The 17,384-nt window shown below is 61.1% G+C and carries 11 protein-coding genes, 2 pseudogenes and 1 riboswitch; of the genes and pseudogenes, 6 read left to right on the top strand and 7 right to left on the bottom strand.

Features of this window, described 5'->3' with window-relative positions; genetic code table 11:
- Positions 1-800, top strand: a pseudogene (locus DXT77_RS29795) (calcium-binding protein); the annotation flags it as partial.
- A 108-nt stretch (positions 801-908) separates the two neighbouring features.
- Here DXT77_RS29795 and DXT77_RS02070 read toward each other — a convergent pair.
- From DXT77_RS02070 to DXT77_RS02090, 5 genes are all read right to left on the bottom strand, one after another.
- Positions 909-3,641 (bottom strand): LuxR C-terminal-related transcriptional regulator, encoded by a 2,733-nt coding sequence (locus DXT77_RS02070; RefSeq protein WP_119426440.1) that lies wholly within the window; start codon positions 3,639-3,641, stop codon positions 909-911.
- A 170-nt stretch (positions 3,642-3,811) separates the two neighbouring features.
- Positions 3,812-5,176, bottom strand: a complete 1,365-nt coding sequence (locus tag DXT77_RS02075) for a DUF1329 domain-containing protein (RefSeq protein WP_119426441.1) — start codon at positions 5,174-5,176, stop codon at positions 3,812-3,814.
- Between the two features lie 28 nt (positions 5,177-5,204).
- Positions 5,205-7,094: a DUF1302 domain-containing protein gene (locus DXT77_RS02080; protein WP_119426442.1), complete on the bottom strand. Its 1,890-nt coding sequence runs from the start codon at positions 7,092-7,094 to the stop codon at positions 5,205-5,207.
- A 336-nt stretch (positions 7,095-7,430) separates the two neighbouring features.
- The gene (locus DXT77_RS02085) at positions 7,431-9,113 is read right to left on the bottom strand and encodes a fatty acid--CoA ligase (RefSeq protein ID WP_119426443.1); all 1,683 of its coding nucleotides are present in this window, start codon (positions 9,111-9,113) and stop codon (positions 7,431-7,433) included.
- A gap of 147 nt (positions 9,114-9,260) precedes the next feature.
- Positions 9,261-10,445 carry an MFS transporter gene (locus tag DXT77_RS02090; RefSeq protein ID WP_119426444.1) on the bottom strand — a complete coding sequence of 395 codons (1,185 nt, stop codon included), beginning with the start codon at positions 10,443-10,445 and terminating at the stop codon, positions 9,261-9,263.
- A gap of 98 nt (positions 10,446-10,543) precedes the next feature.
- Here DXT77_RS02090 and DXT77_RS02095 point away from each other — a divergent pair, with 98 nt between their 5' ends.
- Positions 10,544-11,317, top strand: coding sequence for a helix-turn-helix domain-containing protein (locus DXT77_RS02095; RefSeq protein ID WP_119426513.1), 774 nt, complete (start codon positions 10,544-10,546; stop codon positions 11,315-11,317).
- Here the strand turns inward: DXT77_RS02095 and DXT77_RS02100 are convergent.
- Positions 11,301-11,930, bottom strand: coding sequence for a LysE family translocator (locus tag DXT77_RS02100; protein ID WP_119426445.1), 630 nt, complete (start codon positions 11,928-11,930; stop codon positions 11,301-11,303). The genes DXT77_RS02095 and DXT77_RS02100 overlap by 17 nt on opposite strands.
- A 179-nt stretch (positions 11,931-12,109) precedes the next feature.
- Here DXT77_RS02100 and DXT77_RS02105 point away from each other — a divergent pair, with 179 nt between their 5' ends.
- The 3 genes from DXT77_RS02105 (at position 12,110) to DXT77_RS02115 (ending at position 14,943) form a co-directional block, all read left to right on the top strand.
- Positions 12,110-13,075, top strand: coding sequence for a 2-hydroxyacid dehydrogenase (locus tag DXT77_RS02105; RefSeq protein WP_119426446.1), 966 nt, complete (start codon positions 12,110-12,112; stop codon positions 13,073-13,075).
- 33 nt (positions 13,076-13,108) lie between these two features.
- Positions 13,109-14,107: a class I SAM-dependent methyltransferase gene (locus tag DXT77_RS02110; RefSeq protein WP_119426447.1), complete on the top strand. Its 999-nt coding sequence runs from the start codon at positions 13,109-13,111 to the stop codon at positions 14,105-14,107.
- Positions 14,108-14,147: 40 nt separating this feature from the next.
- Positions 14,148-14,270: riboswitch (yybP-ykoY riboswitch) on the top strand.
- Positions 14,271-14,358: 88 nt separating this feature from the next.
- The gene (locus tag DXT77_RS02115) at positions 14,359-14,943 is read left to right on the top strand and encodes a TMEM165/GDT1 family protein (protein ID WP_085709323.1); all 585 of its coding nucleotides are present in this window, start codon (positions 14,359-14,361) and stop codon (positions 14,941-14,943) included.
- Positions 14,944-14,987: 44 nt separating this feature from the next.
- On the opposite strand, the gene DXT77_RS02120 is transcribed toward DXT77_RS02115, so the two are convergent.
- On the bottom strand, positions 14,988-15,806 hold the full coding sequence (locus tag DXT77_RS02120) for a M48 family metallopeptidase (protein ID WP_119426448.1): 819 nt from the start codon (positions 15,804-15,806) through the stop codon (positions 14,988-14,990).
- 1,352 nt (positions 15,807-17,158) lie between these two features.
- Here DXT77_RS02120 and DXT77_RS30305 point away from each other — a divergent pair.
- Positions 17,159-17,356 (top strand): annotated as a pseudogene (locus tag DXT77_RS30305) (HAMP domain-containing protein); the annotation flags it as partial.
- Positions 17,357-17,384: the final 28 nt, after the last annotated feature.

The following is a 17,384-nucleotide window of genomic DNA, read 5'->3' on the forward strand; positions in this document are numbered from 1 at the left end:
ATGTCGTGGTCGAGACCAGCACCCTGGCCAGCGAGATCGATACCGTCAAAGCGTCGATCACCTACACCCTGGGCGCCAACGTCGAAAACCTGACCCTGACCGGCACCGCCAACATCGACGGCATCGGCAACTCGCTGAACAACGTGCTGATCGGCAACGACGGCAACAACCAGCTCAACGGCGGCGCAGGCCTGGACACCATGATCGGCGGCAAGGGCGATGACGCCTACGGCATCGATCAGGCCGGCGAACTGGCCCTGGTTCAGGAAAACGCCAACGAAGGCAACGACACCCTGGCCATCGTTTACACCGCCACCGCGCAGAACAACGTGATCGACCTGAACCTGAGCAACCTGCAGAACGTCGAGAACGTCACTGTGTACAGCACTGGCGCATTCACCCTGCTGGGTAACGCGCAGAACAACGTCCTGATCGGCAACGCCTCCAACAACGTGCTGAACGGTGGTGCAGGCTCAGACACGCTGACGGGTGGCGGCGGTGCCGACACCTTCGTCTTCGGTGCTGTCAACGAGATGGGGTTGGGGAACAACCGTGACGTCATCACCGACTTCAACAGTTTGCAGGGCGATAAAATCGACCTGACTCACTTCGATGCCAACCTGTTGTCCGCCGGTTTCAACGGCTTCACCTTCATTGGTGCAAATGACTTCACGGGTGCAGGTCAACTGCGGTTCGTCGATCACGTGTTGTCGGGTAATGTCAGCGGCAACATCGGTGCTGACTTCGAAATCCAGCTGGTCGGTGTCAACAGCTTCAGCGCCAACGATCTGGTGGCCTGACGTCTTCACCGAAAGACCCGGCCTGTGATTGCAGGCCGTTTCAACAGAAAACAAAACGCCCCGACTGGTTCGGGGCGTTTTGTTTTTCATGTTCGACGATTGCCGCTGTCAACTCAGCATGCCCAGTTCCTTTGCCCGCGCCACAGCCTGAGTTCGTCGCTCCACTCCCAGCTTGCTGTTGATATGGCTGGCATGGGTTTTCACGGTATGCAGTGAAATGAACAACTGCTCGCTGATTTCCTGATTTGAACACCCTTGAGCGATAAGCCGCAGTACTGCCAGCTCTCGAGTGCTGAGTTGCTCTGTTGCCGAAACTTCGGTAACCGGACGAGTGGCCGACAGTGCAAAGCAGTCCAGCAGGTGTTGGCATACCGGATTCGCCGCGCCCGTCAATTGGCCACGCAACCAGTCCGAATGCTCTCTCGCCAGAATATCAAATGGCTGCAACACCCCGCCTGCCGCGGCCTCCAGCGCCTGGGCAAAAACCTTGCGGGCCTCGGGTTCGCGACCACCGGCCAACAGCAACGCCACCTTCTGAGTCAACGCCATCACGCTCAACAACTGACGCCCGGTCTGCTGACCGTTTTCCAGCAACACGTTCAGCCGCCCCTCGGCGAGCATGGGTTGCCCCTGAATGACGTCCAGCAGCGCCTGCTGTAACTCGACATGCAGCGGCAATTGCGGATGAAACTCCGGAGGTGCAGCGGCGCGCTCACCGGTATAGGTCTGGCCCAATCGCCCGAGCCAGGCTTGCGCCAGGTCAATGCGCCCCTGGGCCAGCCACAACTCACATTTGACCAAGGTAATCATCGCCAGGTAGTAGATCGGCGGAACGTCCCAGATGTGCATCAGGCGCTCGGCTTCAGACAGTTCGGCAAAGGCCCTGGCGTAATCGCCACTGCTGCCGTCAAGCCGGGCAATCACGCAATGGCCGATCAACACACTGATATCACGACAGGCCCGCGCTTCGGTCAGGCCCGCCTGCAATCGCAGACGTGCCGCCTGCGGCTGCAAGCGCATGGCCAGCAAAAATCCCTCATAGAGCGTCAAACGTGCACGTACGGCGTACAGACGCTGTGCCGATAATCCGCGTAGACGCTCAAGGCCCTGATGCACCTCTTCGAGCGAGCGCTGGATTTCCCCTCGCGCCTGCAGGACCCGGGCACGGTCATAATGAGCCAGAGCCTCGAACAACGGATTGCCGACCCGCTGAGCCAATTCCAGGGATTCGCGATTCAATCCACGGGCGCGCCACAGATCACCATCGGCAATCGCCAGGTTGGACAAGGTCGACAGGCACATCAGGCGCTGGCCGTAACGCTTGGCCGGCAGGCTCTCCAGCGCTTCGCTGCAATACTCGATGGTCTGCTCGCGATGTCCCCGGCCTCGGGCGATGATGCCCTTGAGCGCCAGCCATTGAGCGAGCATGGACTTCTGTGCGGTGGCCGATGGCGCCGGCAGAAACCGGCTCAGGTGACTGGCGAGTTCTTCCGCCGCATCGAGCTGACAGGCAAGCCCCAGCGCCCAGCTGTACAGCACAATCAGGCGCGGCGTGCTGATCAGCAAGCTATCGGGCAAGTCCATTTTCCAGCGCAGCAACATGCCGACGTTCTGTTCGGCGAGCAACTGTTCCTCGGACAGGTTCTGCACCAGATTCGCCGCCACATCCAGATGCCCTGCCCGCAACGCCTGCTCCACGGCCTCATCCAGCAGGCCCTGGGCATTGAACCAGCGACAGGCGCGCAGGTGCAGTGTTGCCGCGGGGACGATTGCCCGGGCGATCGGCCTGCTGCGCAACAGATCGGAAAACAGATGGTGATAGCGATACCAGTGCCCGTGCTCATCCAGCGGCACCAGAAACACCTGATGTGCCAGCAGGAAGCGCAGGATTTCCGCACTGTCGTGGGATTCGCGCACCGCGTCGCACAGCTCGCTGCAAAAGCGTTCCTGCGGTGCGGTGTCGTAGAGAAACGCTTGCACCTCGGCCGGCAGGCAGTCGATGACTTCTTCCAGCAGGTAATCACGGATCAGCCCTTCCCCGCTGTTCAAGGCCTGCGGCAATGCGGCATCGCTCCCGGCCTCGGACACCGCCAGCAACCAGAAGCGCAACCCGGCCACCCAGCCTTCGCTGCGCTGGATCAGGTTTTCCAGGGCCTCGCCGCGTAGCGAGCTGCTGTGCCTATCGAGCAATGCCAGCGCTTCGTCGTGGGTCAGGCGCAGATCCTGTTCATGCAGTTCCAGTAACTGTCGCGAAAGGCGCAGACGGGCGAGATGCCAGTCCGGTCGCTGACGGCTGGTAACCATGACCAGCAGGCCATCGGGCAAATGATTGAGGAAAAATTGCAGGCAGCGGTCGAGTACCGGCCCTTGGGCGAGGTGGTAGTCGTCCAGTACCAATAACAGCGGCGAGGTCGGTTGCAGGTGCAGTGCCAGCTCATCGAGCAGGCCATCAAGCCATTCTTCGAAGGCGAACGGCTGATGACGCTGGCGCATCTTCAACAGGCCGAGTGCACGGCTGCCCAGTTGCGGGAAATAGTCTTGCAGTCCTTCGAGCAGGCGCTCGAGAAAGCGCCCCGGATCGTTGTCTCGCGGGCTCAGGCCCAGCCACAGGCTTTGCCAGTGCGCCGGCAGGCTCTGGCAGAACTCCACCGCCAGTGAACTCTTGCCAAACCCGGCTGGCGCGCAGACCAGCAACAGACGTCCACCGAGCCCGGCCTGCAGTCGCTCGCAAAGTCGTGGCCGCAATACGTATCCGTCAGGCAGCGGGGGACGAAAGAAACGTCCGTCCAGTGCCGCGACGGCAACGCTTGCAGGACCCGGAAGTGGGGACAGATCAGTCATGGCCGGCTCTTGTTCGAATGGCTGTTGGCGGCGTAGCAGATGTCCGCAGACTAGCCTTAAACGGCGTACATATGAAGTTGTTGCTACAAATGGCTACAAAATCACCACGCAAAAAAAACGCCCCGAACCAGTCGGGGCGTTTTTTCGAGGATGCGGCCTCGGGTTACTGCTTAGCGGATACCGTCCTGGCCCAGGTTGCCTGGCTGGAATTCGCTCTTGGTGGCAGAGAAGCCGAAGTCATAAGCCTGTTTCTCTTCGTTCTTCATGCCCAGTGCCAGGTAACGACCCGATTGCAGGTCGTACAGCGTTTCCAGCGCGTACCACGGCACTTGCTTGTCGTAGTAGTCCTCGGCATGGGCCTCGGCGACGCGCCACAGCTGACCGCGACCGTCGTAGTGGTCGATGACCGCTGCCTGCCAGGTATCTTCATCGATGAAGAAATCACGTTTGGCGTAGATGTGACGCTGACCCGGTTTCAGGGTAGCCACCACGTGCCAGACGCGACGCAGCTCGTAACGGGTCAGATCCTGATTGATATGGCCGGCCTTGATGATGTCGGCGTACTTCAGCGTCGGCGAATCGATCTTGTAGCTGTTGTTGGCAATGTACATCTCTTTCTTGCCTTCGAGCTTCCAGTCATAACGATCCGGTGCGCCGTTGTACATGTCGAGGTTGTCGGAGGTACGCAGGCCGTCCGCCGCAGTACCCGGACCATCATAGGACACTTGTGGTGCCTGGCGCACACGGCGCTGACCGGTCGCATAGACCCAGGCCTTGCGCGGCTCCTTCACCTGGTCAAGGGTCTCGTGCACCAGCAGCACGGTACCTGCCAGACGAGCTGGCGCGGTCACTTTCTGCTTGAAGTAGAACAGCACGTTGCCCGGGTTGGCCGGATCGTAATCCTTCATCTTGTCGCGGAACACGAACTGGTCCTGGAAATACACCAGGCTGAACGAGCCGTTGGTCTGCGGCGTCGCCTGGGTCACCAGACGGGTCACGCTGCCACCGCGATAGCGGGTGATGTGGTTCCAGATGACTTCCAGACCGTCTTTCGGGATCGGGAACGGGATGGCGGTCTGGAAGTTTTCCAGGCCGTTGCCGCCCGCTACCAGCGTGGTGGTCGTGGCGTTTTTCTTGATGGCGGCGAACACGTCATCCGGCACGGTGGCACCGCGATGGGACGGGTAGACCGGCATCTTGAAGGTATCCGGGTAACGCTTGAACATCGCGTACTGGCCCGGCGCAAGCTTGTCCTTGTACTGGTCGACGTTCTGCGCGGTGATGGTGAACAGCGGTTTCTCACTGCCGTACGGATCGGACAGGAAGCCTTTGCTGTCGACGGTGCCGGCATTCTTCGCCAGCGGCTTCCAGGCCGGGATCGAACCGTCGGCATTGCCCGCCATCTCGGCGCCCATCGGGGTCAGGCTCTTGCCCAGTTTGTCGGCTTCGGCGGCAGGGACTGCCGCCATCACGCTGGTCGCCAGCAGCGAGAGCCCCAGAACACCGGCGTGGAACAGATTCATTGTTATTTTCATAGGTTTGTTCGTCCTGAAAAAACTGCGCTTAGAAGTTCACGCCAACACTGAGGGCTACGAAGTCGCGATCATCCACCGTGCTGTATTCGCCACCAAAGAAGTTGGTGTAGGCCAGGCTTGCGGTGTAGGTGTTCTGGTATTCGGCATCCAGCCCGAGGCTGATGGCCTTGCGACCTTCCTCGAAGTTGCCGCCAGGGCCAGGGGAGTAACCCTTGACGTCATGGGACCAGGCCACGTTCGGCTTCAGGTTCACGCCGGCGAACACGTCGCTGTAATCCCAGATGGCACGAGCGCGATAGCCCCAGGAAGTGGCGGTGGTGAAGCCGTTGTTGTCGCAATTGCTGGAGCGGTTGCTGGTCGAAGCACCAGGGCCGGCACCGTTGATGGTCGAGGTGTTGAGGATCTGCGAGCAGGTGTTCAGGCCGCCAGTGGATGGCAGTTCACCCGGACCGAAGACCGGATCGCGGCCGTAACGGGCCTCGGACTTGCTTTCCAGCCCACCGACGTGGGTCACGCCGACTTCACCCACCAGGGTCAGACGGTTGGCGCCCATCACCTGATCGAAGAAGTGCGTCAGGGTGGTTTGCAGCTGGGTGATTTCTTTACGGTTGTAACCGTGCAGGTCCTGGCCAGGAACGCCATTGAGGATCGAGGCGTTGGTCAGAGCGCCACCCAACGGACGCACACCGGCGAACAGGATGTCGGTGGAGTTCAGTTGCACCGGCGCGTTCGGCCGGTAGCTGACCTCACCGCTCCACGCCGTGCCGGTAGGCAGGGTGGTGGAGAAGCTCAGACCGTAGAGGCGAATGTCCTCTGGATACTCGATGAAATACTCGGAGTTACCCGCCACCACCAGCGGCCCCAATGCCTGGAATGGACCCGGGAGCGCCTTGACGCCGTTATAGATCGACTGTGGCGCACCGGTTGCGCTGAAGATCGGCGCACGGCTGTGGTAGTTCATGAAGTAGGCACCGAACTCGGTGGCCAGCGGATCGAACATGTACTTGGCGGACACGCCCCACTGCCCGCTGTCCCGCGCATTGCGGTTCGGCGAACGGCGTACCAGCACGCCTTCTTCGTTGACGTCGACACCGGCGGCAGCCAACGGGCCGAGGGCAACACCTGGAATGGTCGAACGCTTGTTCAGCACGCGCAGGTTGTCGTCGCAACCGGTGGTGACGATGTCAGGCTGGGAGAAGAAGGTGCCGCAGTTGTCCGTCACGGTCTTCTGCCAGTCGATCTGATAGAAACCTTCGGCCGACAGGTTTTCGGTGATGCTCTGGGACAGGTAGAACATGTTGACCGGGATCAGGCCTTCCTTGATCTCGGCACCCGGACGGCGGAAGGCGGAAACGTCGATCGGGTTGATCGAGTTGATGCCGCCACCGATGAAGGTACTTTCACCCCAGTTCACCACCTGCTTGCCCAGACGCACCGAACCCGGCTCATCGGCAATGGCGTAGTTGTGGTAGATGAACGCATCGAGGATCTGGCCGCCCGAAGAGCGGGCTGCCACGTCGCGGTTGTGGTTGCTGACGTCCTTGTATTCCAGGTCCTGGTTCTGCAACGCGAAGTCGTACCAGTACTTGCCCCGGACGAAGACACCGGTGTCGCCGTATTTCAGTTCGAGGTCGTGGATGCCCTTGAAGATCTTCGAGAAGGCCTGCCCGCTCTTGAAGTTCAAGTGACCGTCGTCGGAGGTCTGGGACAGGCCCCGGCCGCCGTTGTTGACACCAATAAGATCCTTGTTCGGCTGCTGGGTCGACACGCTCATGCCCAGGGAGAGCGAGGAGTCGAACTGGCCTTCGATTTCACCGACGTTGAAGCTGACGCCGAATGCGGGCCCGGCGAGCGTGGAGGCAAGACTGACCGCCAGAGGCAGTTTCGCCCGGCGCCAGAACTGGTTTACTGAGGTCATCGACGCTACTCCATGTGCATTATTGTTATGGCAGTGAGTACTTTTAAAAACGCCTGAAGGACCGGGTGCCAGGAGCCTCCCGAAATCGCTTCAAAGTTGCATCGCCCCGTTTGTGCGTGTGCCCCGTTTCTAAAAATCCTTGAGCGGACTATAGCCAGCAGGTGGTACTGCTTGATCCCTCTAAAGTGTGATTTGCAGCTGTCGGCCACTCTGGAACAGTCCTTTCGCCAGTCCGACACAGGTCGGCCCGGCAAGGATGGCTGATTTTTCCGATTTCACAAGCCAAGCGCTTGCTTGGTGGGGCTGGCGCGCCGTTTTCGGCGCGCCAGAGGACACTCAGAGTGTCGAGAGGAAGGTGCTGTTATTGGCCTGCCATTCGGTGATGTCCAGACGGATGCGCTTCTTGTCGAGCTTGCCGACACTGGTCTTGGGAATTTCAGTAACAAGCGCGATCTGGCTCGGGATTGCCCACTTGCTCAGGTGTCCCAGTTCCACGAACGGCTTGAGGTGTTCCTTGAGTTCGCGCGCCCCGATGGCGTGCCCTTCGCGAATGACCAGCAGGGCAAACGGACGCTCGCCCCACTGCGGATCGGCGATCCCCACCACTGCTACTTCACGTACCGCGACGTGACGGCTGATCAGATCTTCGAGGTCCAGCGAAGAGATCCACTCACCACCGGTCTTGATCACGTCCTTGATGCGGTCGCGGATGTCGATCACGCCCATGCTGTCCAGCGTGGCAACGTCCCCGGTGTGCAGCCAGCCACCGGCCCACAGCTCGGCGCCCTTCTGCGGTTCGTTGAAATAGCCCTCGGTCAGCCACGGTGCACGCAGCACCAGTTCGCCCTGGGTTTCACCATCGGCGGGCAGGAAGTTGCCCTCGCCATCGACGATGGCCGCTTCGACCAGCGGCCCCGGCACCCCGGCCTTGATCCGGTAGGTGGTGCGTTCGTCTTCGGTGCCCGCCATCAACTCGTCGTTCAGATGCGCGCACGAGACCAATGGCCCGGTTTCCGACATGCCGTAGGCGGCCGTCAGTTGAATGCCCTTGCTCTTGGCCGTTTCGTACAGCGTGCGATTGAGCGCACTGCCACCGATGACGATCTTCCAGCCGCCAAAATCGGTGCCCTGCGCACCCTTGGCGTTGAGCACCATCTGCAGGATGGTCGGCACGCAGTGAGAGAATGTGACCTTCTCCTTGCGCCACAACTCGACGAGGAACTCCGGGTCGTAACGTCCCGGATAAACCTGCTTGAGCCCGAGCATGGTCGCGACATACGGGAGACCCCACGCATGAACATGGAACATCGGAGTGATCGGCATGTACACGTCGTTGGTGCCCAGCAGCCGCACGCTGTCGATGGCGCCCATGATGGTCGACACGCCCATGGTGTGCAGAACCAGTTGCCGGTGGGTGAAATACACACCTTTCGGATTGCCGGTGGTGCCCGTGGTGTAGAAGGTGGTGGCGACCGAGTTTTCGTCGAAGTCCTGGAAGTCGTACCGCGGGCTCGCGGCCGCCAGCAACTGCTCGTACTCGCCGACCAGATTCGGCAGATCCGCGGTTTTCTGCGGCAGATCGGTCAGCAGCAGGGTTTTCTCCACCGTGGTCAGGTGCGGCGCGATGGCCTGGTACAGCCCGACGAACTCGCTGTTGACCAGCACGAAGCGGTCCTCGGCGTGGTTCATGGTGTAGAGGATCTGTTCCGGCGACAGGCGCACGTTGATGGTGTGAATCACCGCGCCGATCATCGGAATGGCAAACATGCATTCGAGGTAGCGATGGCTGTCCCAGTCCATCACCGCCACGGTATCGCCGGCCTTCACGCCGGCCGCCGTCAGTACGTTGGCCAGTCGCGCGACCCGCTCGATCAGCGTCGGATAGCTGTAGCGCAACTGGTCACGGTAAATGATCTCGCGGGTTTTCTCGTAACGGGCGCCCGACATAAGCAGCCGTTTAATCAGCAATGGATACTGGTAGGCCCCTTCGGCGGGCGGAATAACGCGAGTCTGCAACATAAGAATCCCTTTTCTGACTGCACGGTGTTGGCGTTGGAGTTTTGTACTCTAGAACCCTTATACGCCAGCCAAATCAGCCAAAGGAATGATTTGCAGAGCCGTACAAATGCTAGCCCAGCGCCAGCATTTGTCGGATTTCATCACCGGTCAGGCCGTTTGCCCTACAGCCGCTTCGGAAGGCGTACGTGGGAAAACCACTGCCGCCAGGAACGTCAAAGCGCCAAATCCGGCCAGAATCAGGTAAAGCCCCACAAAACCATGGCGCGGTTCGACATAGGAAATCAGCGGAATCGCCGTCGCACTGGCACCGAACGATAAACAGTAACGCAGGGCAAATACCCGGGACTGCCATTGCGGCGCGACAAAATTGGCGACCATCGAATCGTTCACCGTCACCTGGCCGAACACCACGAACATGAACGCCGCACCGAGCGCGATCACCGCCCAGCCATCGACGTAAGCCATGGCATAAAGCAGCGGTGCCTGAAACAGCGTCAGCACCACAAATGGCCATTTCAGACTGACCCGGTGCAGCAATTGCCCGATGCTCAACTGCGCCACTGCACCGAACGCGTATGCCAGACTGACCACCACGCCGAGGGTCTGCGGTGAGGCGAACAGGTCATGCAAGCGCTCCTGAAACAGTTTCGGATAGGTCATGGTGGTGGCGTTGAACACCACCCCGCCGGTGGCCGTGGCCAGCGCCAGAACACCAAACACCATGACCATCGAAATACGCTGGCCGCCGGCACCCTTGAGCGCGGTGTGCGGGCGTTTGCGGATCGGCTCCTCACGCACCTGCAAGGCAAAACCGATCCCCAGCACGATGGCCACGGCCCCCGGAATCAGGAATGCCGAACGCCAACCGAACTGCGCCACCAGCAACCCGGTAATCAGCGCCGAGAACGCCACGCCGAGATTGCCCCACATGCCGTTGATGCCGATTTCGCGGCCACGATTTTGCGCATAGGCCACCAGCATCGCCGTGCCGACCGGGTGATAGATCGCGGCAAAAATACCGATCAGGGTCAGGCCGATGACCAGCATCGTCGGGCTGTTACTGAGGCCGGTCACGATCGCCGAAGCTCCGATACCGAAGAAAAACACCAGCATCATCTGCCGCCGGCTCCAGTGATCGCCCAGCCAGCCGGCCGGTAGCGAACAGGCGCCGAACGCGATAAAGCCCCCCAGCGACAGGCCGATCAGCGCGGCGTAGTCGAGGGCGAAGGCCTGGGTCATGCCGAGTACGGCGGCGGGAAAAATCAGCATGAACATGTGATCGATCACATGGGCTGCGTTGATGTAGCGGATGACATTTCTGGATTGATTCATCGCGGCACGCTTTTCTTTTTATGAACAGGGAGGGTGTGAGCGCCTATGCTAATTTGGCGAAAAAGCGCATTCCTGCCATTCAAGTCAGCAAACCAGACATGTTGATCAGCCATTTCGAACACGGCCCGGTGAGTGCCTATCCCCGGGATTATCTCGACGGCGCACACCAGCCATTGCACCTGCACCGCGAGGCGCAATTGCTGTATGCAGTGAGCGGTGTCATGCGGGTGGTCACGGCGCAAGGTGCGTGGGTGATTCCCCCGACCCGCGCGGTGTGGATTCCACCGGAAGTCGGCCATGAAATCTTCATGTCCGGCGATGTGCAGATGCGTTCACTGTTCATCGCACCCGAACTGTCACCTACCAGCCTGCAACACTGCTGCGTGCTGGCGGTGACGCCATTGCTGCGCGAACTGATCCTGCGTGCGGTGCAGGGCCCGCCACACGCCGGCAATCCACTGATCCAGCAGTTGATGCTGGAGGAACTGGCCGGCCTCGAAAACCTTCCGCTGCACATCCCGATGCCGAGCGACCGACGCCTGCAAAACATTTGCCTGGCGCTGCTGCGCGAGCCCGATCACCCCAACACCCTGGAAGACTGGGCACAACAGGTCGGCGCCAGCTCACGCACATTGGCGCGGCTGTTTCAGCAACAATTGCAGATGAACTTCAATGCCTGGCGCCAGCAACTGCGCCTGATGGAAGCCCTGCCCCGACTGCTCGCCGGGGACAGCGTGCAGGCCGTGGCGCGGGATCTGGGTTACGGCAGCGCGCGGGCGTTCAGCGCGATGTTTCGCCGTTTGCTCGGGGACAATCCCCGGGAGTACCTCAACGCCCTGAATCAGCTCCGCTCGATCAATGCATCTCGGTGAACGCGAGTTTCACGCCGATGGCGATCAGCACGGCGCCCATGGTGCGGTCGAACCAGTGGCCCATGCGGGCGAAACCGGCGCGCACGCGCTGTTGGCTGAACAGCATCGCCACCAGGCAGAACCAGGTTGCAGTCGCAGCGGCCAGGTAAACCCCATAACCGGCCTGCACTGCCAGTGGCGTGTGCGGGTTGATCACCACGGTGAACAGCGACAGGAAGAACAGCGTGGCCTTCGGGTTCAAACCATTGGTCACGAAGCCTGAAGTAAAGGCGCCACGGGCGGTGCGTTCGCCGGCCTCTTTGTGCAGATCGTCGGTCATAGTCTTGGCCGGTTGCGCGCGCAGGGCCTTGTAGCCGATGTACAGCAGGTAAGCGGCGGCGGCCCATTTCAGGGCGTTGAACAACACGATCGATTGGGAAACGATCAGCCCGATGCCCAGCAGCGAATAACCGACGTGCAGGAAAATCGCCGTGCCCACGCCCAGTGCCGTCCAGGTGCCGGCGCGGCGCCCGTGGGTCACGCTCTCGCGCACCACCACGGCAAAGTCCGGGCCGGGGCTGGCGACGGCCAGCAGGTGGATCAGTGCAACGGTCAAGAACTCGGTCCAGTACATGGGGGCTCCTCTGAGGTCATTACATTCCTGTGGGAGCGAGCCTGCTCGCGAAGAGGGAGTGCCAGCCACATCACATTGGTCTGACACGACGCCTCGCGAGCAGGCTCGCTCCCACAGGTGTTTCATCTGTTAGGCTCGGCAGATTACGCCTTCCCTTCAAAGCACAACAGGTACAGTTGATGACGAACGCCCACCACGCCGTATTCCTCGATCACCCTTCCCTGGACCTCGGTGACCTTGACCTCGAGCCGTTGCGCGCCTGCTTCAGCGACCTGCAACTGTTCGCCCGGACACTGCCTGCGCAGGTTGCCGAACGCCTGCAAGGCGCGACCGTGGCCATCAGCAACAAGATCCTGATCGATGCCGCCGCCATGGCCGCCAATCCACAACTGAAGTTGATCCTGATCACCGCCACCGGCACCAACAACGTCGATCTGGCCGCCGCCCGCGCCCACGGCATCACCGTGTGCAACTGCCAGGGTTACGGCACGCCGTCGGTGGCGCAACACACGATCATGTTGCTGCTCAATCTCGCCACGCGTCTGGCCGATTATCAAAAAGCCGTCGGCGAAGGCCGCTGGCAGCAAGCGAAACAGTTCTGCCTGCTGGATTACCCGATCGTCGAGCTGGAAGGCAAAACCCTCGGTCTGCTAGGGCACGGCGAACTCGGTGGCGCGGTTGCGCGTCTGGCCCAAGCCTTTGGCATGCGCGTATTGCTGGGGCAGATTCCCGGGCGTCCGGCCCGTCCGGACCGCTTGCCACTGGAAGAGCTGCTGCCGCAGATCGACGCCCTCACCCTGCACTGCCCGCTCAATGAACACACCCGGCACTTCATCGGTGCCCGCGAGCTGGCGTCGATGAAACCGGGGGCTTTCGTGGTCAACACCGCCCGTGGCGGGCTGATCGACGAGCAGGCCCTGGCCGATGCCCTGCGTAATGGTCATCTGGGCGGTGCAGCCACCGATGTACTGAGTGTCGAGCCACCGGTTAACGGCAATCCGCTGCTGGCCGCCGACATCCCGCGCCTGATCGTCACCCCTCACAACGCCTGGGGCAGCCGCGAAGCGCGGCAGCGAATCGTCGGCCAACTGGTGGAAAACACCCAGGCGTTCTACAGCGGTAAGGCGCTGCGGGTCGTCAGTTGATAAACTGCGGCACTTTTTTTCACAGGAGCAGTTATGGATCCGCGCAGTGAAGTACTGCTTCGTCAGGTCGAGTTATTCCAGGGGTCGCTGTTGCTGGCCGGTCTGCCCGCCGACGACCTGCTCGGGCGCCTGCCCAACGCATTCGGCTGGTGCTGGCATGCCGGCGATCAGGCGGCGCTCGATGCACGCTTCGAAGGCCGCAGCCATTTTGGCGTGAATGTGCCGGAGCGCGAATTCGATAGCGCTGTGGTGTTCCTGCCCAAGTCCAAGGATTTGACCGACTACATCCTCAATGCCGTGGCCTCGCGCCTGGCCGGGCGTGAGGTGTTTCTGGTCGGGGAAAAGCGCAGCGGCATCGAAGGTGCGTCCAAGCAGCTCAACCCGTTCGGCAAGCCGCGCAAGCTCGACAGCGCGCGTCACTGCCAGTTGTGGCAAGTAACGGTGGCCAATACCCCGCAAGCCAAATCCCTGGAAAGCCTGGCGCAGACTTACGAACTGCCGCTGGCCGAAGGCCCGCTGAAAGTCATCAGCCTGCCAGGCGTGTTCAGCCATGGCCGACTGGATCGCGGCAGCGCCCTGCTGCTGGAGCATCTGGACAAGCTGCCGAGCGGTCACCTGCTGGACTTCGGTTGCGGTGCCGGCGTGCTTGGCGCGGCGGTCAAACGTCGCTACCCGCACAACCAAGTCACTCTGCTCGACGTTGATGCCTTCGCTGCCGCCAGCAGTCGCCTGACTTTGGCCGCCAACGGTCTGGAAGCCGAAGTGTTGACCGGTGACGGCATCGACGCCGCACCGATGGGCCTGAACGCAATTCTGAGCAATCCACCGTTCCATGTCGGCGTTCACACCGATTATTTCGCCACCGAGAACTTGCTGCGAAAAGCCGCCAAACATCTGAAAAACGGCGGCGAACTTCGCTTGGTGGCGAACAGCTTCCTGAAGTATCAACCACTGATCGAAGAACATCTGGGCGTGTGTGCGATCAAGGCCGAAGGCAATGGTTTCCGGATTTACCGGGCCAAGCGTGGCTGAAAATTAGCACTTGCCGAATGGATTGCGCCTAGGCAGAATCCGCTCCGTCCTAGGGGAGTAGTCTCCCACGAGCGCCATGCTCGTCCGGCATACGTCAACATACTTGATCCTCAGATCATGGCGTATGCGACCCAAGCGTCCGCAGCAGACGGATCGCAGGGTTTGACAAGACCTATGACACGCACACCTTACCCGGGGCGGGAAGGCTGTACGTGTCATAGCCGTGTCGACCCGCCCCTTAGGAAATCCTGATGCTGGACTCGTTACTCGTTCCCACCGCAATCGTTGCCTTGGCCGAAATCGGCGACAAGACGCAACTGCTCGCGCTGATTCTCGCCGCTCGCTTTCGCAAACCCTGGCCGATCATTGCCGGTATCGTCGCTGCGACCCTGGCCAACCACGCAGCGGCCGGTGCGGTAGGCGCCTGGTTCGGCAGTTTCTTCTCCGATGCTGTCCTGCACTGGATTCTCGCCGCGAGCTTCACCGCCACCGCCCTGTGGACGCTGGTGCCGGACAAGATGGACGACGACGAAGCCAGCACCGCCCGCAAGTTCGGGCCATTCCTGACCACCCTGATCGCGTTCTTCCTCGCGGAAATCGGTGACAAGACCCAGATCGCCACCGTGATGCTGGCGGCGCAATACCCGGAACTGTGGTTAGTGATCATCGGTACCACGGCGGGCATGCTGATTGCCAACGTGCCGGTGGTTCTGGCGGGTAATTTTGCAGCGGAGAAACTGCCGCTGACCCTGATCCGTCGCCTGGCCGCCTCGGCATTCATGATTCTGGCAATCGTCGCGGTGTACAAGGCGATGCAGAGCAGCGGCTGGGTCTGATCCGGCAGACCGCTCCCACACTCGGTGTAGGAGCGGTCATTGCTTCAGGACTTGGGCGCTTTTTCGTACAGCGGCATGACCTTCGGAATTGCCGCCTGCAACGAGGCGATCCGGCTGGACGACGCCGGGTGAGTGCTCATGAACTCTGGCGGCGCGCCTTCGGACGCCTTGCTCATCTTGTTCCACAGGGTGATCGCGGCGTTCGGGTTGTAACCGGCGCGAGCGGCCAGTTCCAGGCCGATCAGGTCGGCTTCGTTCTCGTTGGCGCGGCTGTTGGGCAGCGTCATCCCGTAGTTGGCCACGGTATCGGCCAGCGCCAGGCTGTCCTGACCCAGGCCGAGCAACGCGCCGGCGCCCTGCTTGGCCATCTCGATGCCATAGGCCTTGGACATCGCTTCACGACCGTGCTCGCGCAGGGCGTGGGCGATTTCATGGCCCATGACCGCGGCGATTTCATCGTCGGTCAGTTTCAGGCTGTCGATCAGCCCGGTGTAGAAAATGATCTTGCCGCCAGGACCGCAGTTGGCGTTGAGCTCGTCACTCTTGATCAGGTTCACTTCCCACTGCCATTGCGCCGCATCCGGACGGAAGTTCGGCGCCTGGGCGATCAAGCGGTTGGCAATCGCCTGAACCCGCTTGGCTTCGTTGCTGGTCTTGTCCAGCACGCCTTTGCTGGACGCCTCGCCAACGGTCTTCTGATAGGACTGGGCATACATCTGGTCGACCTCTTGCGAGGACAGCATGCTGAACATGTACTGCTTGCGTTCCACGCCCACGGCACCGCCGCTGGTGGTGTTGACCGACTGACAACCGGACAGCAACAGCGCTGCGCTCAGTGCACTTACAACCAATGTCTTGTTCATTCAAAAGCTCCCTGAAAACATGCCGCGTATCCTAGGCGGGTAATTGTATCGACGCCAGATACAACGGACGTGTTGCACCCACTTTCAGAAGGCGCCTGCCGGCCCTGTAGGAAAAAATTCACATCTGTCGACAAGCCCTGCGCATCTGCGTCGCGCACTGCTCTATTTGCGACATCCGCCTTCAATTGCGCGCACTTCGCCTCATGGCGCAATAGTGGCTGCCGATACAGCAGCGCAGACGTCCTCTTGCGTGCGGAGCTTCCATGAAATTCAAGTCGATCCAGTTTTCCGTGGCCGCCCTGGCCGGCGCCATCGTTCTCAGCGTGGTGGCTGCGCTGGTGCTGTATGCGCTGTTCTCCGGCGCCCGCACCCAAGAGATGGTCCAACAGCGGACCCAGGAGCAGTTCGAGCAAGTCATCGAACAGCGCCTGACCTCGCTGGCGCAGACCCAGGTCAGCCAGATCCAGCGCGAGCTCGAAGCGCCGCTGCTGATTGCCGGCGGGCTGGTGCGAGTCAACGCCCTGCTCGGCACCCCGGGCGCCGATGGCCAGCCACGACTGACCGTCAGCCGCGAGCAACTGATCAGCCTGATCAAGGAAAACGTCGAGAAGAACCCGAAGATTCTCGGCACCTACATCGGCTGGGAAAAGAACGCACTGGACCACAATGACGCGGCCTACGTCGGCACCCGCGTGGTCGGCATCGACGCCGCCAACGGGCGCTTCCTGCCGTGGTGGTTCCGCAACGACGACGGCACCCTTGGCCTGGACAAACTGGTGGACGTCGACGATCAGAAAGTCCTGTCCACCGGCGTGCGCGCCAGCGAGTACTACCTGTGCTCGAAGGAAACCAAAAAATCCTGCGTGATCGATCCGGCGCCCTACAAGGTCGGCGACAAGATCGTCATGCTCGCCTCCTTCATTGAACCGATCATGCTCAACGGCGCCTTCCAGGGCATCGTCGGCGCCGACCTGTCGGTGAACTTCATCCAGGAAATGCTTCTGGGCGCGAACCAGAAACTGTACGGCGGCGCCGGGCAAATGGCCCTGATCGGCGGCAACGGCCGGATCGTTGCCTACACCAAGGACCCGAGCAAATTCGGCGAGAAAGTCAGCGACATCCTCGACGCCCAGCAGATTGCCAACATGGCCAATCTCAAGCGCGGCGAAGTGACCTATACCGTCAACAAGGAGTCGGGCCGGATTGAGTTGTACCTGCCGTTCGGCATCGGCCAGACCGATGCGCGCTGGACTCTGATGCTGCAACTGCCACTGAATGCGGTGATGGCCGATCTGCAGAAACTCCAGGGCGACCTCGACGCCCAGCGTAAATCCGACACTTTCGGCATGGCCATGGTCGGCCTGGTCATCGCCGGCCTCGGCCTGCTGGTGATCTGGCTGGTGGGCCACGGCATCGCCCGACCGCTCAAGCAAATGGTGACCATGCTCGATGACATCGCCCAGGGCGAAGGTGACCTGACCCGTCGCTTGAGCAGTGACCGCAAAGACGAACTCGGTTCAATCGCCAAAGGCTTCAATACCTTCCTCGCCAAGCTGCAGGCGATGATCACGCAGGTGG

The organism is Pseudomonas sp. 91RF (assembly GCF_003576265.1).
GTDB lineage: Bacteria > Pseudomonadota > Gammaproteobacteria > Pseudomonadales > Pseudomonadaceae > Aquipseudomonas > Aquipseudomonas kribbensis.